This window comes from Sphingomonas sp. HDW15A (assembly GCF_011301715.1).
Taxonomy (GTDB): Bacteria; Pseudomonadota; Alphaproteobacteria; order Sphingomonadales; family Sphingomonadaceae; genus Sphingomicrobium.
In genome coordinates this window covers 1,276,744-1,291,750 of the sequence record NZ_CP049870.1, presented here as the reverse complement: position 1 = coordinate 1,291,750, position 15,007 = coordinate 1,276,744, and the positions used below count along the sequence as shown (strand labels likewise).

13 protein-coding genes and 3 pseudogenes are annotated in these 15,007 nt (G+C 64.2%); 11 read left to right on the top strand and 5 right to left on the bottom strand.

The annotated features are described in order from the left end of the window. Positions 1–121: 121 nt before the first annotated feature. The 6 genes and pseudogenes from G7076_RS06655 (at position 122) to G7076_RS06630 (ending at position 4,419) form a co-directional block, all read left to right on the top strand. Positions 122–844, top strand: a complete 723-nt coding sequence (locus G7076_RS06655; protein WP_166201445.1) for a response regulator transcription factor — start codon at positions 122–124, stop codon at positions 842–844. Next, entirely contained in the window at positions 813–2,381 is a 1,569-nt protein-coding gene (locus G7076_RS06650) for an ATP-binding protein (protein ID WP_166201443.1), read from the top strand. The genes G7076_RS06655 and G7076_RS06650 overlap by 32 nt, the downstream gene beginning before the upstream one ends. Then, complete coding sequence (locus G7076_RS06645; RefSeq protein ID WP_166201441.1) at positions 2,378–2,815, top strand: HPr kinase/phosphatase C-terminal domain-containing protein; 438 nt, start codon at positions 2,378–2,380, stop codon at positions 2,813–2,815. Before G7076_RS06650 ends, G7076_RS06645 begins: the two co-directional genes overlap by 4 nt. After that, positions 2,815–3,743 (top strand): annotated as a pseudogene (rapZ, locus tag G7076_RS06640) (RNase adapter RapZ). The gene G7076_RS06645 and the pseudogene rapZ overlap by 1 nt, the downstream one beginning before the upstream one ends. Further along, positions 3,744–4,150 (top strand): annotated as a pseudogene (locus tag G7076_RS06635) (PTS sugar transporter subunit IIA). Next, on the top strand, positions 4,147–4,419 hold the full coding sequence (locus G7076_RS06630; RefSeq protein ID WP_166201439.1) for an HPr family phosphocarrier protein: 273 nt from the start codon (positions 4,147–4,149) through the stop codon (positions 4,417–4,419). The pseudogene G7076_RS06635 and the gene G7076_RS06630 overlap by 4 nt, the downstream one beginning before the upstream one ends. A 351-nt stretch (positions 4,420–4,770) precedes the next feature. Here the strand turns inward: G7076_RS06630 and G7076_RS06625 are convergent, their stop codons facing one another. Genes G7076_RS06625 through G7076_RS06615 form a run of 3 tightly spaced genes read right to left on the bottom strand, consistent with a single transcriptional unit; the run spans position 4,771 to position 8,026 of the window. Beyond that, positions 4,771–6,600, bottom strand: coding sequence for a DUF885 domain-containing protein (locus G7076_RS06625; RefSeq protein ID WP_166201437.1), 1,830 nt, complete (start codon positions 6,598–6,600; stop codon positions 4,771–4,773). Then, positions 6,593–7,063 carry an NfeD family protein gene (locus tag G7076_RS06620; RefSeq protein ID WP_166201435.1) on the bottom strand — a complete coding sequence of 157 codons (471 nt, stop codon included), beginning with the start codon at positions 7,061–7,063 and terminating at the stop codon, positions 6,593–6,595. Before G7076_RS06620 ends, G7076_RS06625 begins: the two co-directional genes overlap by 8 nt. Beyond that, positions 7,064–8,026, bottom strand: a complete 963-nt coding sequence (locus tag G7076_RS06615; protein ID WP_166201433.1) for an SPFH domain-containing protein — start codon at positions 8,024–8,026, stop codon at positions 7,064–7,066. It lies immediately after the preceding gene. 65 nt (positions 8,027–8,091) lie between these two features. Between G7076_RS06615 and G7076_RS06610 the strand changes: the two genes are divergently transcribed. From G7076_RS06610 to G7076_RS06590, 5 genes and pseudogenes are all read left to right on the top strand, one after another. Then, positions 8,092–8,898: a CoA ester lyase gene (locus tag G7076_RS06610; RefSeq protein WP_346774081.1), complete on the top strand. Its 807-nt coding sequence runs from the start codon at positions 8,092–8,094 to the stop codon at positions 8,896–8,898. A gap of 74 nt (positions 8,899–8,972) precedes the next feature. Continuing rightward, positions 8,973–9,941, top strand: coding sequence for a M20/M25/M40 family metallo-hydrolase (locus G7076_RS06605; RefSeq protein ID WP_166201431.1), 969 nt, complete (start codon positions 8,973–8,975; stop codon positions 9,939–9,941). Positions 9,942–9,986: 45 nt separating this feature from the next. Then, positions 9,987–11,462 carry an IMP dehydrogenase gene (gene guaB / locus G7076_RS06600; RefSeq protein WP_166201429.1) on the top strand — a complete coding sequence of 492 codons (1,476 nt, stop codon included), beginning with the start codon at positions 9,987–9,989 and terminating at the stop codon, positions 11,460–11,462. 3 nt (positions 11,463–11,465) lie between these two features. After that, positions 11,466–12,640, top strand: a pseudogene (locus G7076_RS06595) (RsmB/NOP family class I SAM-dependent RNA methyltransferase). Between the two features lie 31 nt (positions 12,641–12,671). Continuing rightward, positions 12,672–13,166, top strand: coding sequence for a tetratricopeptide repeat protein (locus tag G7076_RS06590; RefSeq protein WP_166201427.1), 495 nt, complete (start codon positions 12,672–12,674; stop codon positions 13,164–13,166). Here G7076_RS06590 and rsmA read toward each other — a convergent pair whose 3' ends face one another. Both rsmA and pdxA read right to left on the bottom strand, forming a co-directional pair. Further along, positions 13,167–13,991 carry a 16S rRNA (adenine(1518)-N(6)/adenine(1519)-N(6))-dimethyltransferase RsmA gene (gene rsmA / locus G7076_RS06585; RefSeq protein WP_166201425.1) on the bottom strand — a complete coding sequence of 275 codons (825 nt, stop codon included), beginning with the start codon at positions 13,989–13,991 and terminating at the stop codon, positions 13,167–13,169. Next, positions 13,988–14,998 (bottom strand): 4-hydroxythreonine-4-phosphate dehydrogenase PdxA, encoded by a 1,011-nt coding sequence (gene pdxA, locus G7076_RS06580; protein ID WP_166201423.1) that lies wholly within the window; start codon positions 14,996–14,998, stop codon positions 13,988–13,990. Before pdxA ends, rsmA begins: the two co-directional genes overlap by 4 nt. Positions 14,999–15,007: the final 9 nt, after the last annotated feature.

The window sequence follows — 15,007 nt, the reverse complement described above, 5'->3', positions numbered from 1 at the left end:
GGACCGCCGCCACTCCCTTTGCTCGCTATACCGACGATTGCTGGTTCGGTCAAAACGCCTCGTCGCTTGTCACCCTCGCAGCGGCTCGGTATCGGCTGGTCTCGCTCGTGAAGGGTAGGGCATGAGTCACGCCATCGCGCTCGTCGACGACGACCGCAACATCCTTACTTCGGTTTCCATCGCGCTCCAGGCGGAAGGTTTCGTGACGCGCGTCTATTCCGATGGTGCAACCGCATTGAAGGCATTCGCCGAAAATCCACCCGATTTGGCCGTCTTCGATATCAAGATGCCACAGATGGACGGCATGGAACTCCTCCGCCGGGTCCGCGAGATGGGCGGCACCGTTGGTGCAATGCCGGTCATTTTCCTAACGTCGAAGGATGATGAACTGGATGAGGCACTCGGCCTCGCGATGGGCGCCGACGATTATATCGCCAAGCCGTTTTCGCAGCGCCTTCTCGTTGCCCGTATCCGCGCGATCCTGCGTCGCCGCGATCTCGAACGCGGGCAGGTGGCGAAGGAAAGCGAAGGCGCTGCCGAGGAATTGCTGGAGCGTGGGCGTCTCGTGATGGACCCTGCACGCCACAAGATCCTGTGGGACGGCAAGGACGTCACCCTGACCGTGACGGAATTCCTCATCCTCGAGGCGCTCGCGCAAAGGCCTGGAGTAGTAAAGTCGCGTAACCAGCTTCTTGACGTCGCCTATCAGGACGACGTCTACGTCGATGATCGCACGATTGACAGCCACATCAAGCGGATTCGCCGCAAGTTCCGCGCCGTCGACGACAAGTTCGACGGCATCGAGACCCTTTATGGCGTCGGTTACAAATTCAGCGAGGAATGACGAGAGCGACTTGGCCCTGACCTGGTCGGGGCGGTGGACGCTCACGCACCGCATACTGGCGGTGAACGTGCTGACACTCGTGATTTTCGCACTGTCGATTCTCTACCTCGATTCTTACCGCAACCGCATTACGGAAGAACGGCTTGATCGGCTGGATAGCGAAACCGCGATTTCCGCCGAAGCCATCAACCGGACGGCGAGCGGCGAGCGCGAGGCGCTTTTGAGTGAAATCGGCACGGCGAATGGTGCTCGGCTGCGGCTTTACGATGCCGCGGGGAAGAAAACCGCCGACAGTTTCGATATTGGCGAACCGGCGTATCGCTTGCGCGACCCGGCGACGGAAAAATGGCGCAAGGATGTTGCCCGGGCGCTCGATCGCGGTTTCAATTTCCTGGTTGGCGCGAAAACGCCGCCGGATTTCGCGGAACCCGCTCAAGACAGTGCCGGCGCCTGGCCGATCCTTGCTTCGGCCGGGCCGAAACCGGTTGTAACCATTCGCAACGCGCCGGACCTCACCCCTGTGTTCGTGAGTACGTCGCTGCTTGCCGACGGCTCCCGCCTTCTAGTCACCAAGAACGATCGTGACCTGACGCGAACCGTTCGCAGCCAGCGCGGCGCGCTGGGAATCGCCCTCGCTCTCGCGACGATCCTGTCGGTCCTGCTGTCGCTGTTCCTCGCCCGGACGATCGTTCGCCCGCTGCGAAGGATCGCGCTGGCCGCTCACCGCGTGCGTCTCGGCCGGGCGCGAGAGGTGCGGGTGCCCCGACTACCCTCGCGCCGCGACGAGATCGGCACACTGGCTCGGGCGGTCAGCGACATGAGCCAATCGCTACGCATGCGAATCGACAATATCGAGGCGTTCGCGGCCGACGTGACCCACGAACTGAAGAATCCGCTGGCATCGCTTCGAAGCGCAGTCGACAGCCTGGAGCGTGTCGACGATCCGGAACTGAAGCGGCAGCTGACCGACGTCATTCGCCAGGACGTCAACCGGCTCGACCGGTTGATCGGCGACGTTGGGGAGGCGGCGAGGACAGATGCCGAACTTGCCCGCGCCAGTTTCGAGGAAGTCGACCTCGGCCAGTTGATTGAACAACTGGTCGGGGTCTGGGAGCAACGCCGGGAAACGGGCAACGTTCGGATCGCCTTCGCACGTCCGCGCAAGGCCACAGCGGTGGTGATGGGCGAACCGGCACGGCTGGCCCGGGCGATCGACAATATCGTCGACAATGCCATCAGCTTCTCGCCGTCCGGCGGGTTGGTCGAAATTGCCGCAATCCATGTTGGCGACAACATCCTGATTCGAGTCGACGACGAGGGTCCCGGAGTTCCCGACGAGTTAAAGGAAGCCATCTTCAACCGCTTCCACTCGGTACGGCCGGACAGCGAGCTTTTCGGCCGGCACAGCGGACTCGGTCTGGCCATCGCGCGCGCCATCGTCGAAGGTCACGACGGGACCATCGATGTCGAGGATCGTACGGATGCGCCGAGCGGGGCGCGCTTCACCATCGTCTTGCCGGCGGCAGACCTGACGTGACCGCGCGGCTTTCCTCCGAGAACGTTCATGCCACGACCGTCGCAAAGGACGGGCGCGCGGTGATGCTGCTGGGACCGTCGGGCTCCGGAAAGTCGGACCTCGCGCTGCGGCTGCTCGACCATGGGTTCGCACTGGTCAGCGACGATCGAACGCTTCTTCGCCGCGACGGCGACCGGTTGGTCGCGTCGGCCCCGGCGACCATAAAGGGAAAGATGGAAGTCCGCGGGCTGGGGATCGTCGACATGCCGTGGGTGGACGACGTTCCGGTAGCGCTCGCCGTCGAGCTGGTCAGCGAAGTCCATCGCATGCCCGACGAAAGCCGTGAACGATCGTTCCTGTCCGTTCCGGTTCCGCTGGTAAGCATCGATCCGACGACTGCATCAGCCGCCGCGAAAGTGCGGCTGGCGATCGAACATTTCGGGATCAGGACGTGATGGACAAGACTTCCCGAAAGGGCCTCCCTCGTCTGCTTCTCGTTACGGGGATGTCCGGGGCCGGCAAGTCGACCGTGCTCGATGCGCTCGAGGATATGGGCTGGGACTGCGTCGACAACCTGCCAGTCGCACTGCTCGCGGACTTCGTTCACGGGGAGCGGCAATCCGGGCACAATGTCCCAGTCGCAGTCGGGATGGACGCCAGAAGCCGCGGCTTCGATGCCGAGAAGCTTCCGGACATCATTCGCTCGGTTGAGGGCGTCCGGCCGGAAATCCTCTATCTCGATTGCGCCGGCGCCGAACTCATTCGCCGATATGACGAGACTCGCCGCCGCCATCCGCTGGCCCCGGACCGGCCGGCCGAAGATGGGATCGCGCGAGAGCGGGGATGACCGCCGCGCTCCGCCAGGCTGCCGACTCGGTGCTGGACACGACCGAACTGACCCCGTCCGAGCTGCGCGAAGAGCTTCGCCGTCGCTACGGCGAGGACCGCGACCGACCGATCGTCACCATCGCGTCGTTCGGATTCGCGCGCGGCATTTCGCGCACCGCGGACCTGGTTTTCGACATGCGCTTTGTGGCGAACCCGCATTGGGTGGACGAGCTTCGGCCGCTCACCGGCCTCGACCAGGCGGTGCGCGACTATTGCGCGGGCGACCCGGGATGGGCCCAAATGATGGATTCGACGGAAGCGCTTCTCGCGGAACTGATTCCCCGCTATTGGGCCGCTGGCAAAACCTACCTGACGGTAGGTTTCGGCTGTACTGGGGGGCGCCACCGTTCGGTGGCTGCCGCGGTCGAAATGGCGGAGCGGTTGCACGCGGCGGGAATTACAGCGAATATCCGCCATCGTGACCTATCCTCCAGGCCGAGTGACAGCGTCGAGGATACCCGCCCGGATTCGGCGGGGGATAATTCGGGTGAGTGAATGATCGGATTGGTATTGGTGACCCACGGCCGCCTTGCGGTCGAGTTCATCACGGCACTGGAACATGTGGTCGGCCCCAGAAGGGGATCGAGGGCATTTGCATCGATGCCGACGACGACATGGAAAAGCGCCGCGGCGACATTGCCGAAGCGATCGAGAAAGTGAACGAAGGCGATGGGGTGATCATCCTCACCGACCTTTTCGGCGGCACACCGTCCAACCTGGCCATCAGCCTGATGAAATCGACCGACATCGAGGTGATTGCCGGGGTCAACTTGCCGATGCTGATCCGCCTCGAAGGCGCGCGAAAGGTGATGGGCGTTCGCGCCGCAGTTGCCGCGGCCCGCGAAGCAGGGCGCAAATATATCTCGGTAGCATCCGAGATTCTCGGCGAGGCCGCTGCTTGAGCGGCTGCCACCGGACCATCACCGTCAGCAACCGGCGCGGCCTTCATGCCCGCGCCAGCGCGAAATTCGTCAATCTGGTGCATGGGCTTCCGGCGTCGGTCGAGGTCGAGAAGGACGGCAATCGCGTGACCGGCACCTCGATCATGGGCCTGATGATGCTGGGCGCGGCAATGGGCGACGAAATCACCATCTACTGCTCGGGCGAGAGTTGCGAAGACGCGTTGCAGCAGCTCACCGCGCTTGTCGAAGGCAAATTCGGCGAGGAATGAACGGCGAAGGCAAGCTTGGTATGAGGCGGCCCTAGCGCGGAAGTTCGCAAAGTTTGCGACACGTTCCGGTATAATGCCTGCCGCAACTTTGGTACGGCATTTTAAGACTGCGGAAGCGATCCGCGGCGAGAATGAGCGGCGATCTCCATTGCTTGTCTTGCCTGCTGTAGGACAGATTTTTGCGTCAGTTTTGGATGGAAAGCTGACTCTAGGAGCGGTAGCGGAGGCCATGCCTTAATCGAGCGCGGGCTTGCCTGCGAGCTCGACAGGGAAGCTCGGTCCCAGGATTGGTAAACCGGTGGAGCCGAGTGGTAAGGGGACCCGTGGCAGGCCGTAAGGTTATTATCCCGGTCAGCCGATCATGGCGTAGCCGTCGACGTTCCTTGCGAGCACGTCCATCGGCACATTGCCGCCCTTGACCACCGCATCGTTGAACGCCCTGAGGTCGAAGCGCGAGCCAAGCGCCGACTGCGCCTTCGCCCGCTGGCGAAGGATCTCGCTATGGCCGACCTTGTAGCCGCAGGCCTGGCCCGGCCAGCTGCAGTAGCGATCGACCTCGCGCGCAACGTCTTCCGCGCCTGAGCCGATTTCGTCGACAAAGAACTGGACGGCCTGCTGACGTGACCAGCGCTTGGCGTGGAGGCCGGTATCGACCACCAGCCGGCAGGCGCGGAAGGCCAGGCTCTGCAGGTAGCCGAGCTTGCCGACCTCGAAATCATCATAGGCGCCAAGCTCGTCCATCAGTTGCTCGGCATAGAGCGCCCAGCCTTCGGAATAAGCGTTGAAAGACAGCAAGGTACGGATGAGCGGCAACTGGTTGGCATATTCGCCCTGCCACACGTGACCGGGAATGGCCTCGTGCGCGGCGAGGCTCGGCAAGTCGTAGCGGCGGTGCAGATCGGTCGTGTGGAGGTTGATCCAGAACTTGCCGGGAATGCTGCCGTCGATCGAGCCCGCGCCGCCATAGGCACCGGGCGCTCCCGGCTCTTCCTCGGGCGGCAAGCGCTTCACTTCCAGATTGGCACGGACGAGCGTGTTGAAACCGCGCGGGGTCAAACCGCGGAACTTCGAAATCCATTCGCCGATGTAGGCGAGAATTTCGGCGCGTCCGGGATCGCCTTCCTTGAACTTGTACTTGGGGTCCTTGGCGAGCGCGACCATCCGCTGCCCCACCGAGCCACTGTTATAGCCGTTGCGTTTCAGGATCGCGTCCATGCGCGCCTGGAGCTCGGCAAGCTCGCGGCGGCCCATCTGGTGGATTTCCTCCGGGCTCATGGCGGTCGTTGTCGAAGCCTTGAGCGCCCAAACGTAATAAGCGTCGCCGCCAGGACGCGCCCACATGCCGGGGTCCATCGTCGCTCGGGCCCGCTGCAGCTTCAGTTCTTCGAGCTGGAGTGCGAGGGCAGGGGCGATTTTACCGGTGACGATGGCGCGGGAACGCGTTTCCCAGCTGCCCGGAATGTCGCGGGTGCGGTTGACGAGGCTATCCACCAACCCGCCGCCTTTCCTCGCGTTGTCGAGGCTCTGGCCAAGCTGTCCGATCGCCTTGTCGAGCAGGAAGGCAGGAGGGACGAGCCCCTTGCCCCGTGCGTCGCGAATTCGCGCAAGTTCCCCGTCGAGCTGGAGCGCCATGGAGTCGAGCCGGGCGACATAGGCCTCGGCATCGGCGGCATTGGCAATCTGGTGGTCGGCATCGAGGAAACGCGGCGTATCGAGATAGGCGCCGACGTTCTGGATGACGACGTAGGGCGTGTTACGCCAGCTTCCGACCGCGACATCGCCGTACGGTTGGGCAAAACCTTCGAGCGAGGTGCGATAGGCCGACTTGATGACTTCGATGCTCGTGCGGGTGGAGGCATCGAGGGCGCGGGTGTCGAGCGTCTCGGCACGAGCAAGGTCGGCGCGAAGGATCGACGCGATCTTGTCCTGTCCCGCCGCCGAGCGGTCCTTGAGGCGTGAGCGAAGCGGCGCGCGGCTGCCCTTGTCGATACCGAGCGAAGTCGCCTGCTCCGGGTCGGTCCACAGGAGATTCTCGGCGATGGAGTCGAGAAGCGCCTGGGCGCTGGTCGGGCCGATTGCCCGCGAAGGAGTGGCAAGTGTCGAAGTGCAGCCCGAAAGCAGGGTTGCGCCTGCAAAGGCTCCAGTCCCGGCGAGCAATTCCCGCCGGCTAAGTTCACGCATCACGCTCTCCCACTGGCGCGGCCATTGTCCGCGCTCCACCGACACGAAGGCAATTGCCCTCGACGGAAATGATTTCGACGCGGTCGCCGGTGGCCGCCGGGCCGCCCCGCGCGGTCCATTCGCTGTCACCTAGCCGCACCCGGCCGCCATGCTCGTCGATCGGGTCGACGACGGTCGCCGTCCGGCCCACGAGGCGCCGCGCGGGATCGTTGAGTGAAATCGCCTGGTCGGCCGTATCTGGTTCGGCATACCAACGCTTACCGATCATCACTGCGAGGGCGGTGTAGATGACGAACAGGGCGAGCTGCGGCGCAAGCGAGAGGTCGAACAGCAAGGTGAACAATCCGGTCGCGATCGCCGCGACGCCGAGGAAGACAAGGAAGAAGCCAGGCGCGACGACTTCGGCGATCAGCAGGACGAGCCCGGCGATCGCCCACAGCCAGCCGTCGCTGAGGCCGAACATCTAGCGATTGTCCTTGGACGACGAGACGGTCGTGGTGATTCCGGGCGACGACTGGGCGTCCTTGCCGAGCACGTCCCTGGCGAGCTCGCCGATTCCGCCGAGCGTTCCGATCAGCTGTGTCGCCTCGACAGGGAAGAGGATGGTCTTGGCATTGGGCGAGGTGGCGAACTTGCCGAGCGCTTCGACATACTTCTGGGCGATGAAGTAATTGATCGCCTGGGTGCTGCCGTTCTCGATCGCGTCGCTGACCGACTTGGTCGCATTGGCTTCAGCCTGAGCGGCGCGCTCGCGGGCCTCGGCCTCGCGAAAGGCAGCCTCCTTCATGCCCTCGGCCGCCAGGATCTTCGATTGCTTCTCACCCTCCGCTTCGAGAATCGCGGCCTGGCGAAGGCCCTCCGCCTCCAGGATGGCGGCACGCTTCTCGCGTTCGGCCTTCATCTGGCGTGCCATGGCGTTGGAAATATCCTGCGGCGGACGAATGTCCTTCAGCTCGACGCGGGTGATCTTCACGCCCCACGCCTCGGTGGCATGGTCGACGACGGCGAGCAGACGGGCGTTGATCTCGTCGCGCTTCGAAAGAGTTTCGTCGAGGTCCATAGAGCCCATGACCGTGCGCAGGTTGGTGGTCGAGAGCGCCATGATCGCCGAATAGAGGTCACTCACTTCATACGCGGCCTTGGCGGCATCGAGGACCTGGAAGAAGACCACGCCATCGACCGCGACCATGGCGTTGTCCTTGGTGATGATTTCCTGGCCCGGAATGTCGACCACCTGCTCCATCACGTTGATCTTCCGGCCGACCCGGTAGACGAAGGGCGTGACGAGGTTCAGGCCGGGCTCCGCGACGCGAACGAACTTGCCGAAGCGTTCGATGGTGTAGCGATGGCCCTGGTGAACGATCTTGACGCTCATCATCACGATGAGCAGAGCCAGGACGACGAGCACTGCCAGAAAGGTGGTCATGGTTATTTCCCCGCTGAATTGCGGCATGATGCAAAACCGGAACGCCTCGGGGAAGGAAAATCGGCGTGACGTCTGATCTTTTCGACCGTCCGGCGATGTTGTTCCTGCCGGCGAGCAGGGCAGGGGCGATCGTCCGGGCGCGCCAGTCCGCCGCCGATATTGTTGTCCTCGACCTTGAGGATGCGGTCCGCGACGAGGACAAGGAAGCCGCGCGTGACGCCGCCATGGCTGCGGTTGCAGGCGAAGCCGAGCCGTGGCCGATTCCGCTATTCATCCGAATCAACGGAGTTGGAACCGTGCATCACGGCCCGGACCTTGCGGCGGTGCTGCATTCGCCGGTCCGCCGGGTTCTCGTGCCGTCGGTTGGCAAGGCGGCCGAATTGCATGGGGTCGCCAGGATTGTCGGCCAGCCGGTTGCGGCGATGATCGAGACCGCCGAAGCGGTCATGAACATCCGCGAGATCGCGCATGAAGCCTCTGCGCTGGTCGTCGGCACCAACGATCTTTCGGCCGAACTGCGGCTCCCGGCGGCGGCGGGACGGGGCGCACTAATCACTGCGTTGCAGACCGTGGTCCTTGCCGCTCGGGCGGCGGGAAAGCCGGTGTTCGACGGCGTTTTCAACCGGCTCGACGATGCCGAAGGGTTCGCGGCTGAGGCGCGGGAGGGGAGGTCGTTCGGCTTCGACGGCAAAAGCCTCATTCACCCCGATCAGATTGCACCGTGCCGTCTTGCCTTCGCGCCGACTCCGGACGAAGTTGCCCGCGCCGAGCGGCTGGTCGCGGCGGCGACCGGTGGAGCCGAGCGATTCGAAGGACAGATGATCGAGCAGATGCACGTGGACGCTGCGCGGCGGTTGCTGGCGCGGCGCTGAAGCGCGCGTACATTGCGGGCGCGCTTTTTGCCGCGGCCTGCACCCCCGTCGCTCCGGCCCCTGAACCGGAGCCGGTGATCACCGCGATCGCCGACTCCGAGATGCGGGGCCTCATCGCGACCCTGGCCAGCGATACCTTCCTGGGCAGGATGTCGGGCACGGAAGGGGAAAAGAAGACGATCGCCTATATCGCCGGCCAGCTGAGCGCCTATGGCGTTTCGGCAGGGATGCCGGATGGCTCCTATTTTATGCCCTTCGCCATCCCGGCCCAGAAGAAAGCAGTCCCGAAGGACGCCCCGGGCTACCCAGGCGGACAGGTGGAATTCCATCGGGTCATGAACGCAATGGGCGCCACCGGCAGCAACAACGTCGTCGGCAGGGTCGCCGGCCGAAATCCCGACGGCAAGGCTGTGGTGCTGATGGCGCATTGGGACCATCTTGGCCTTTGCCGTCCGGCCGGCGAGCCCGATCGCATCTGCAACGGCGCAGTGGACAATGCCAGCGGCACGGCGGCGCTTCTGGCGGTCGCTGCGCGCGTCTCCAGGATGAGGCTCGACCGGGATGTATGGTTTGTTTTCACCGGAGCAGAGGAATGGGGCCTGCTTGGAGCGAAAGCATTCGCCGAAAAGCCGCCGCTTCCGCTCGGTGCGATTGTTGCCGGTTTTAACCTCGACACGATCGCGGTCGTGTCTGCGGGGATGCCCGTCGCCATGGTGGCGGAGAAGAATTCGCCGCTCGTTCCACTAGTGAAGGACGCCGCTATCGCAGTCGGTCGTAGCTGGGACGGCGATGACGAAGCTGCGCCATTCATTGAACGGCAAGACGGCTGGCCGCTTACCCAGAAGAAGGTGCCAATGGTCATGGCCGGCGGAAGCTTCAGCGATATGAAACGCTTACAGGCCTTTTTGGGCAAGGACTATCACGGGCAAAACGACGAACTGACAGTTCACACCGACCTTGGCGGGGCCGTCGAGGATGCCAATCTACATATCGAGCTCGTACGTCGGGCCGCGTCGCGTAGCTTCCAGCCGAAGGCCAACTGAGAGCGCCGCCCTTGGCGAATCGCCTCAACATTGGCATGGGCCGATATGGCCCGACCGAATCACCACGACATCCCGCTTGGTCTCACCTTCGACGACGTGCTGCTTCAGCCCCGCGAGTCGAGCGTCCTTCCAAGCCAGGCGGACACGCGCAGTTTCCTGACCAAAGCGATTCCGCTTAACATCCCGATCCTGAGCTCCGCGATGGACACGGTGACCGAAGCCGACATGGCGATCGCCATGGCTCACCTTGGCGGAATCGGAGTCCTCCATCGCAACCTCGAAATCGATGACCAGTGCGCAGCGGTGCGTGCCGTGAAGCGCTTCGAAAGCGGGATGGTCGTCAACCCGATCACCATGCGGCCCGACCAGACCCTGGCCGAGGCGCTGGAGCTGATGAGCGCCAACAAGATCAGCGGCATCCCCATCGTCGAGGTGTCTGGCAAACTTGCGGGCATCCTTACCAACCGTGACGTCCGTTTCGCCGAGAATCCTGAGCAGCGCGTTAGCGAGCTGATGACCCATGACAACCTGGCGACGGTTCCGCAGGGGACCAATCAGGAGGATGCACGCCGGATCCTGCATCAACGGCGGATCGAAAAGCTGCTGGTCGTCGACGAAGGCGGCCATTGCGTCGGCCTGATTACCGTCAAGGACATCGAAAAGTCCGTCGCAAGCCCGCTTGCAACCAAGGATCTGGAAGGGCGTCTTCGGGTCGCGGCAGCGACCACTGTGGGCGACAAGGGCTTCGAACGGAGCGAGGCGCTGATCGACGCGGGTGTCGATTGTATCGTCATCGACACTGCTCATGGGCACAACCGCGACGTCGCCGCAGCGGTCGGTCGGGTAAAGGCCGTTTCCAACGCGGTCCAGGTGATTGCCGGCAACGTCGCGACCGCAGATGCTGCGAAATCCCTGGCCGATGCCGGGGCGGACGCAGTAAAGGTCGGTATCGGGCCGGGCTCGATCTGCACGACCCGCATCGTCGCCGGAGTGGGCGTTCCGCAACTCACCGCCATCATTCACGCCTCCGAAGCGGCGGCGAAAGCCGGAATCCCAGTCATTGCCGATGGTGGAATCCGCACCTCGGGCGACATTGCCAAGGCGCTCGCAGCTGGCGCTTCCACAGTGATGGTCGGCTCATTGCTGGCTGGCACGGAAGAAGCGCCCGGCGAGACGTTCCTTTACCAGGGCCGCGCCTACAAGGCCTACCGCGGCATGGGCAGCGTCGGCGCCATGGCGCGCGGGTCGGCCGACCGCTATTTCCAGCAAGACATCAAGGACCAGTTGAAGCTGGTGCCGGAGGGGATCGAGGGCCAGGTGCCGTACAAGGGCCCGGTGCGGGACATCATCCATCAGCTGGTCGGCGGCGTGAAGGCGGCGATGGGCTATACCGGAAGCTCAAGCATCGACGAGTTGCAGGACCGCGCGCAATTCATCCGGATCACGAATGCCGGTCTCAGCGAGAGCCATGTCCACGACGTCGCCATCACCCGCGAGGCGCCGAACTATCCGACGCGTTAGGCCATGACTCCCGCAGCGCGGGTCCAGGCCGCGATCGAGATTCTCGACGCCGTCATCGCTTCGGCCCTTGACGACGGGCCGCCGGCGGACGCCATTGTCAGCAGTTACTTCAAGACGCGGCGCTATGCCGGGTCGAAGGACCGGCGAGCGGTGCGCGAGCTAGCGTTCGCCGCGATCCGAAAGGTCGCGGAACGGCCGATGAGCGGGCGGGCGGCGATGCTCGCCCTCGCCAGCGGTGACAATGAACTGGCGGCGATGTTCGACGGTTCGGCGCACGGACCAGCGACAATTTCGGCTGGTGAGGAGGCCGCCGAGAAAGGGCTGGTTCCCAAATGGGTCGAGGCCGAGCTTTCGCCGCTGGTAACCCCGATGAATATCCGGCCCTGTTGGAACGGGCGCCCCTCGATCTCCGGGTGAATGTCGCCAGGCTGTCCCGCAAGGAAGCACAGGCCAAGTTCGACGACGCATCGCCAACGCCGCTGAGCCCGTGGGGCCTGAGGTTGCAGGCCGAGACGCGTATCGACCAGCATCCGGCGTACCTCGCGGGCGAGATCGAGGTCCAGGACGAGGGAAGCCAGCTGATTGCGCTCGCCTGTGGACCGGTGGACGGCATGCGAGTCCTGGATCTGTGTGCGGGTGCGGGTGGCAAGGCGCTGGCGCTTGCTGCCGCAGCGCCTGGGGCCACGATCCTGGCCACCGACACTAATCGCGCGCGGCTGTCGAGACTTCCGGCTCGGGCCGAGCGTGCTGGCACGAATATCGAAACGCGCCTTCTCGACGGAGGCCGCGAAGCCGCGCAACTCGCAGAATTTGAGAAAAGCTTCAACGTCGTGCTCGTCGATGCGCCATGCAGCGGCTCGGGGACGTGGCGGCGCAATCCGGAGGGGCGATGGCGGCTGACTCCAGATCGCCTGGACCGGGTACTAGGCATCCAGTCCCGGCTGCTCGACATTGCCGCCCCGCTGGTCAGGCCTGGCGGATCGTTGGTCTATGCCGTGTGCTCGATGCTTGCGAGGGAAGGTGCGGGTCAGGTCGAAGCATTCTTAGGGCGCCATTCATCTTGGATCGCGCAGGATACTTTGACGACGATCGGACGTTCGGATGGAAAAGGCCGTTTGCTAACACCGGCTTACGACTCGACTGACGGCTTTTTCGTCGCCACTATGACCGCGCCGTGATACGTTTCGGCGCGATGGTATGGAGAATTTGATGCGCCTGTCGCCTCTTGTCTTGCTCTGCGGTCTTGCTGCCTCCTCGATGGCGGTGCCCGTTTCCGGGCAGCGCGCCGACGACCAGATCAATCCGCAGTCGGTTGAGCTGTTGAAGAAAGGCGAAGCGCTTGCGGCCCAGGGCAGGTTCGTCGAGGCGGATGACGCTCTGGAAACGGCGCTGGTCCTCGATCCGAAGAACCGGGCCGTATTCGTCGCCATGGCCAATGTCGCGATGAAGCAGAATCTTTACGGCCAGGCGATCCGCTTCACCAACCGGGCCTTGCAGCTCGAGCCGACGGATCGCGCCGCACTCGCGCTCCAGGGACAGGCGATGGTCGAGGCCGGCGCCACTGCTCGCGCGAAGGAGACCCTCGCCAAGCTTCAAAAGCTGTGCACATCCGGCTGCCCCGAGGCGGCGGCGCTGAGCGCGGCGATTACACGCGGGCCGACCCTGGCTGCCGCCAAGACCCCGTCAAAGACCAAGAAGAACTAGTCAGCCCGCATCAAGGCGCCGCGCGACTGCGACGAATTCCGCAACGCTGAGGGTTTCCGCGCGCCTCTGCGGATCGATCCCTTCCGCCTCAAGCGCGTCCAGCGCTCCCGGCAAACCCTTCAGGCTTTGACGCAGCATCTTTCGGCGCTGGCCGAATGCGGCGGCCGTCAGGCGCTCGATTGTCGCGGACCTTACGCCGGCGGGAACCTCGGTGGGCACAATGTGTACGACTGCGCTCATCACCTTCGGAGGTGGTACGAAGGCGGATCGATGAACGAGTTGTGCGATGCGCGCCTGGCTGCGCCATTGCGCGGCGACCGACAGCCGGCCGTAATGCTCGCTGTCCGGCCTGGCGACGATCCGCTCCGCAACCTCTCGCTGGAACATCAGAGTGAGAGAAGCCCACCAAGGCGGCCATCGATCGCCGCCGAGCCAGCGCAGGAGCAGCGCGGTCCCGACGTTGTAGGGGAGATTGGCAACGACATGAGCGCCGGTTCCGACAAGTCCCTGCTCGTCGATTTCCAATGCGTCGGCTTCGACGATCGTAAGCTTGCCGGAATACTCGGCCTCAAGCTCGGCAAGTGGCGCGAGGCAGCGCCGGTCTCTCTCCACGGCGACGACCTGTGCGCCGGTGTCCAGCAAGGCCCTCGTCAGGCCACCCGGGCCCGGACCGACCTCATAGACAGCCCGGCCGGCGATATCGCCGGGAATGGCCGCGATCCGCGCCAGCAATTGCCTGTCGAGTATGAAATTCTGGCCTAGCGCCTTGCTCGCACTCAGCCCGTAGCGCGCAATGACCGAACGGAGCGGTTCGGTTTCACTCATGCATCCGCCGAATCGAGGCGACTGCCGACGCACGCGTGGGCCATCAGGATCGCGGCTGCCATCGCCCGCGGATCGGCGCGATCCTGCCCCGCAATGTCGAACGCGGTTCCGTGATCGGGGGAGGTTCGCACGATGGGCAGGCCGAGCGTGATGTTCACACCGTCCTCGAAATGCAGCGCCTTGAGCGGAATGAGTGCCTGATCATGATACATGCAAAGCGCCGCGTCATAGCGGGATCGGGCTGCAGCGTGGAACATGGTGTCCGCCGGAAGCGGCCCGACGACGTCCCACCCATCACTCCTCAGCATGTCGATTGCGGGAAGGATGATATCGATCTCCTCCCGCCCCAGGGCGCCACCCTCACCGGCGTGGGGATTCAATCCGGCAACCGCGAGCTTCGGTTCGGCAATCCCGAAATTGCGTTGCAATCCGCGAAGGGTGGCGCGCCCGCGAGCGGCGATCAAGGCCGTGCTGAGCTGCGCCGGAACTTCGGCAAACGGCACGTGCGTCGTGACCGGAACGGTCCGGAGCGTGGGTCCGGCCAACATCATGGCGACGTTGGACGCGGAAATTCCGCATCGCTCGGCGACGAACTCGGTCTGGCCGGGGTGAGAAAAGCCGATTCCGTACAGCTGCACCTTGCTTACGGGGCCGGTGACGACGGCTTCGGCCATGCCCGAGCGAGCAAGGCCGACAGCAAGCTCCAGGGAGTCGAGCGAGCAATGCGCTCCAGAACCGCTGGGCTGCCCCGGAAATGTCGGATCGGCGGCCGCGACATGCAGGACGGGAAGGCCGATGTCGAACGCGGAATCCGCATCGCGAATGTCGTCGATCACCTCAATTGGGCCGTCCCAGACCTGACCTACGGAGCGCGCGTCGCCCACAGCGACGAACGGAGGGAGACCAAAGGAGTCGCGATTGTCCCAGCATTTCGCGACAACTTCCGGCCCGATCCCGGAAGGGTCGCCAAGCGCAATCGCCAGGGGACGGGTCGCAGCGCCAGCCATAGCCCCGTT

What these genes read in the sequence shown, in the direction of transcription:
- guaB (WP_166201429.1), top strand. Translation starts at nt 9,987, where the DNA reads ATGGCCCGACCGAATCACCACGACATCCCGCTTGGTCTCACCTTCGAC.
- pdxA (WP_166201423.1), bottom strand. Translation starts at nt 14,998, where the DNA reads ATGGCTGGCGCTGCGACCCGTCCCCTGGCGATTGCGCTTGGCGACCCT.
- G7076_RS06655 (WP_166201445.1), top strand. Translation starts at nt 122, where the DNA reads ATGAGTCACGCCATCGCGCTCGTCGACGACGACCGCAACATCCTTACT.
- G7076_RS06650 (WP_166201443.1), top strand. Translation starts at nt 813, where the DNA reads ATGGCGTCGGTTACAAATTCAGCGAGGAATGACGAGAGCGACTTGGCC.
- G7076_RS06625 (WP_166201437.1), bottom strand. Translation starts at nt 6,600, where the DNA reads ATGCGTGAACTTAGCCGGCGGGAATTGCTCGCCGGGACTGGAGCCTTT.
- G7076_RS06615 (WP_166201433.1), bottom strand. Translation starts at nt 8,026, where the DNA reads ATGACCACCTTTCTGGCAGTGCTCGTCGTCCTGGCTCTGCTCATCGTG.
- G7076_RS06590 (WP_166201427.1), top strand. Translation starts at nt 12,672, where the DNA reads ATGCGCCTGTCGCCTCTTGTCTTGCTCTGCGGTCTTGCTGCCTCCTCG.
- G7076_RS06620 (WP_166201435.1), bottom strand. Translation starts at nt 7,063, where the DNA reads ATGTTCGGCCTCAGCGACGGCTGGCTGTGGGCGATCGCCGGGCTCGTC.
- rsmA (WP_166201425.1), bottom strand. Translation starts at nt 13,991, where the DNA reads ATGAGTGAAACCGAACCGCTCCGTTCGGTCATTGCGCGCTACGGGCTG.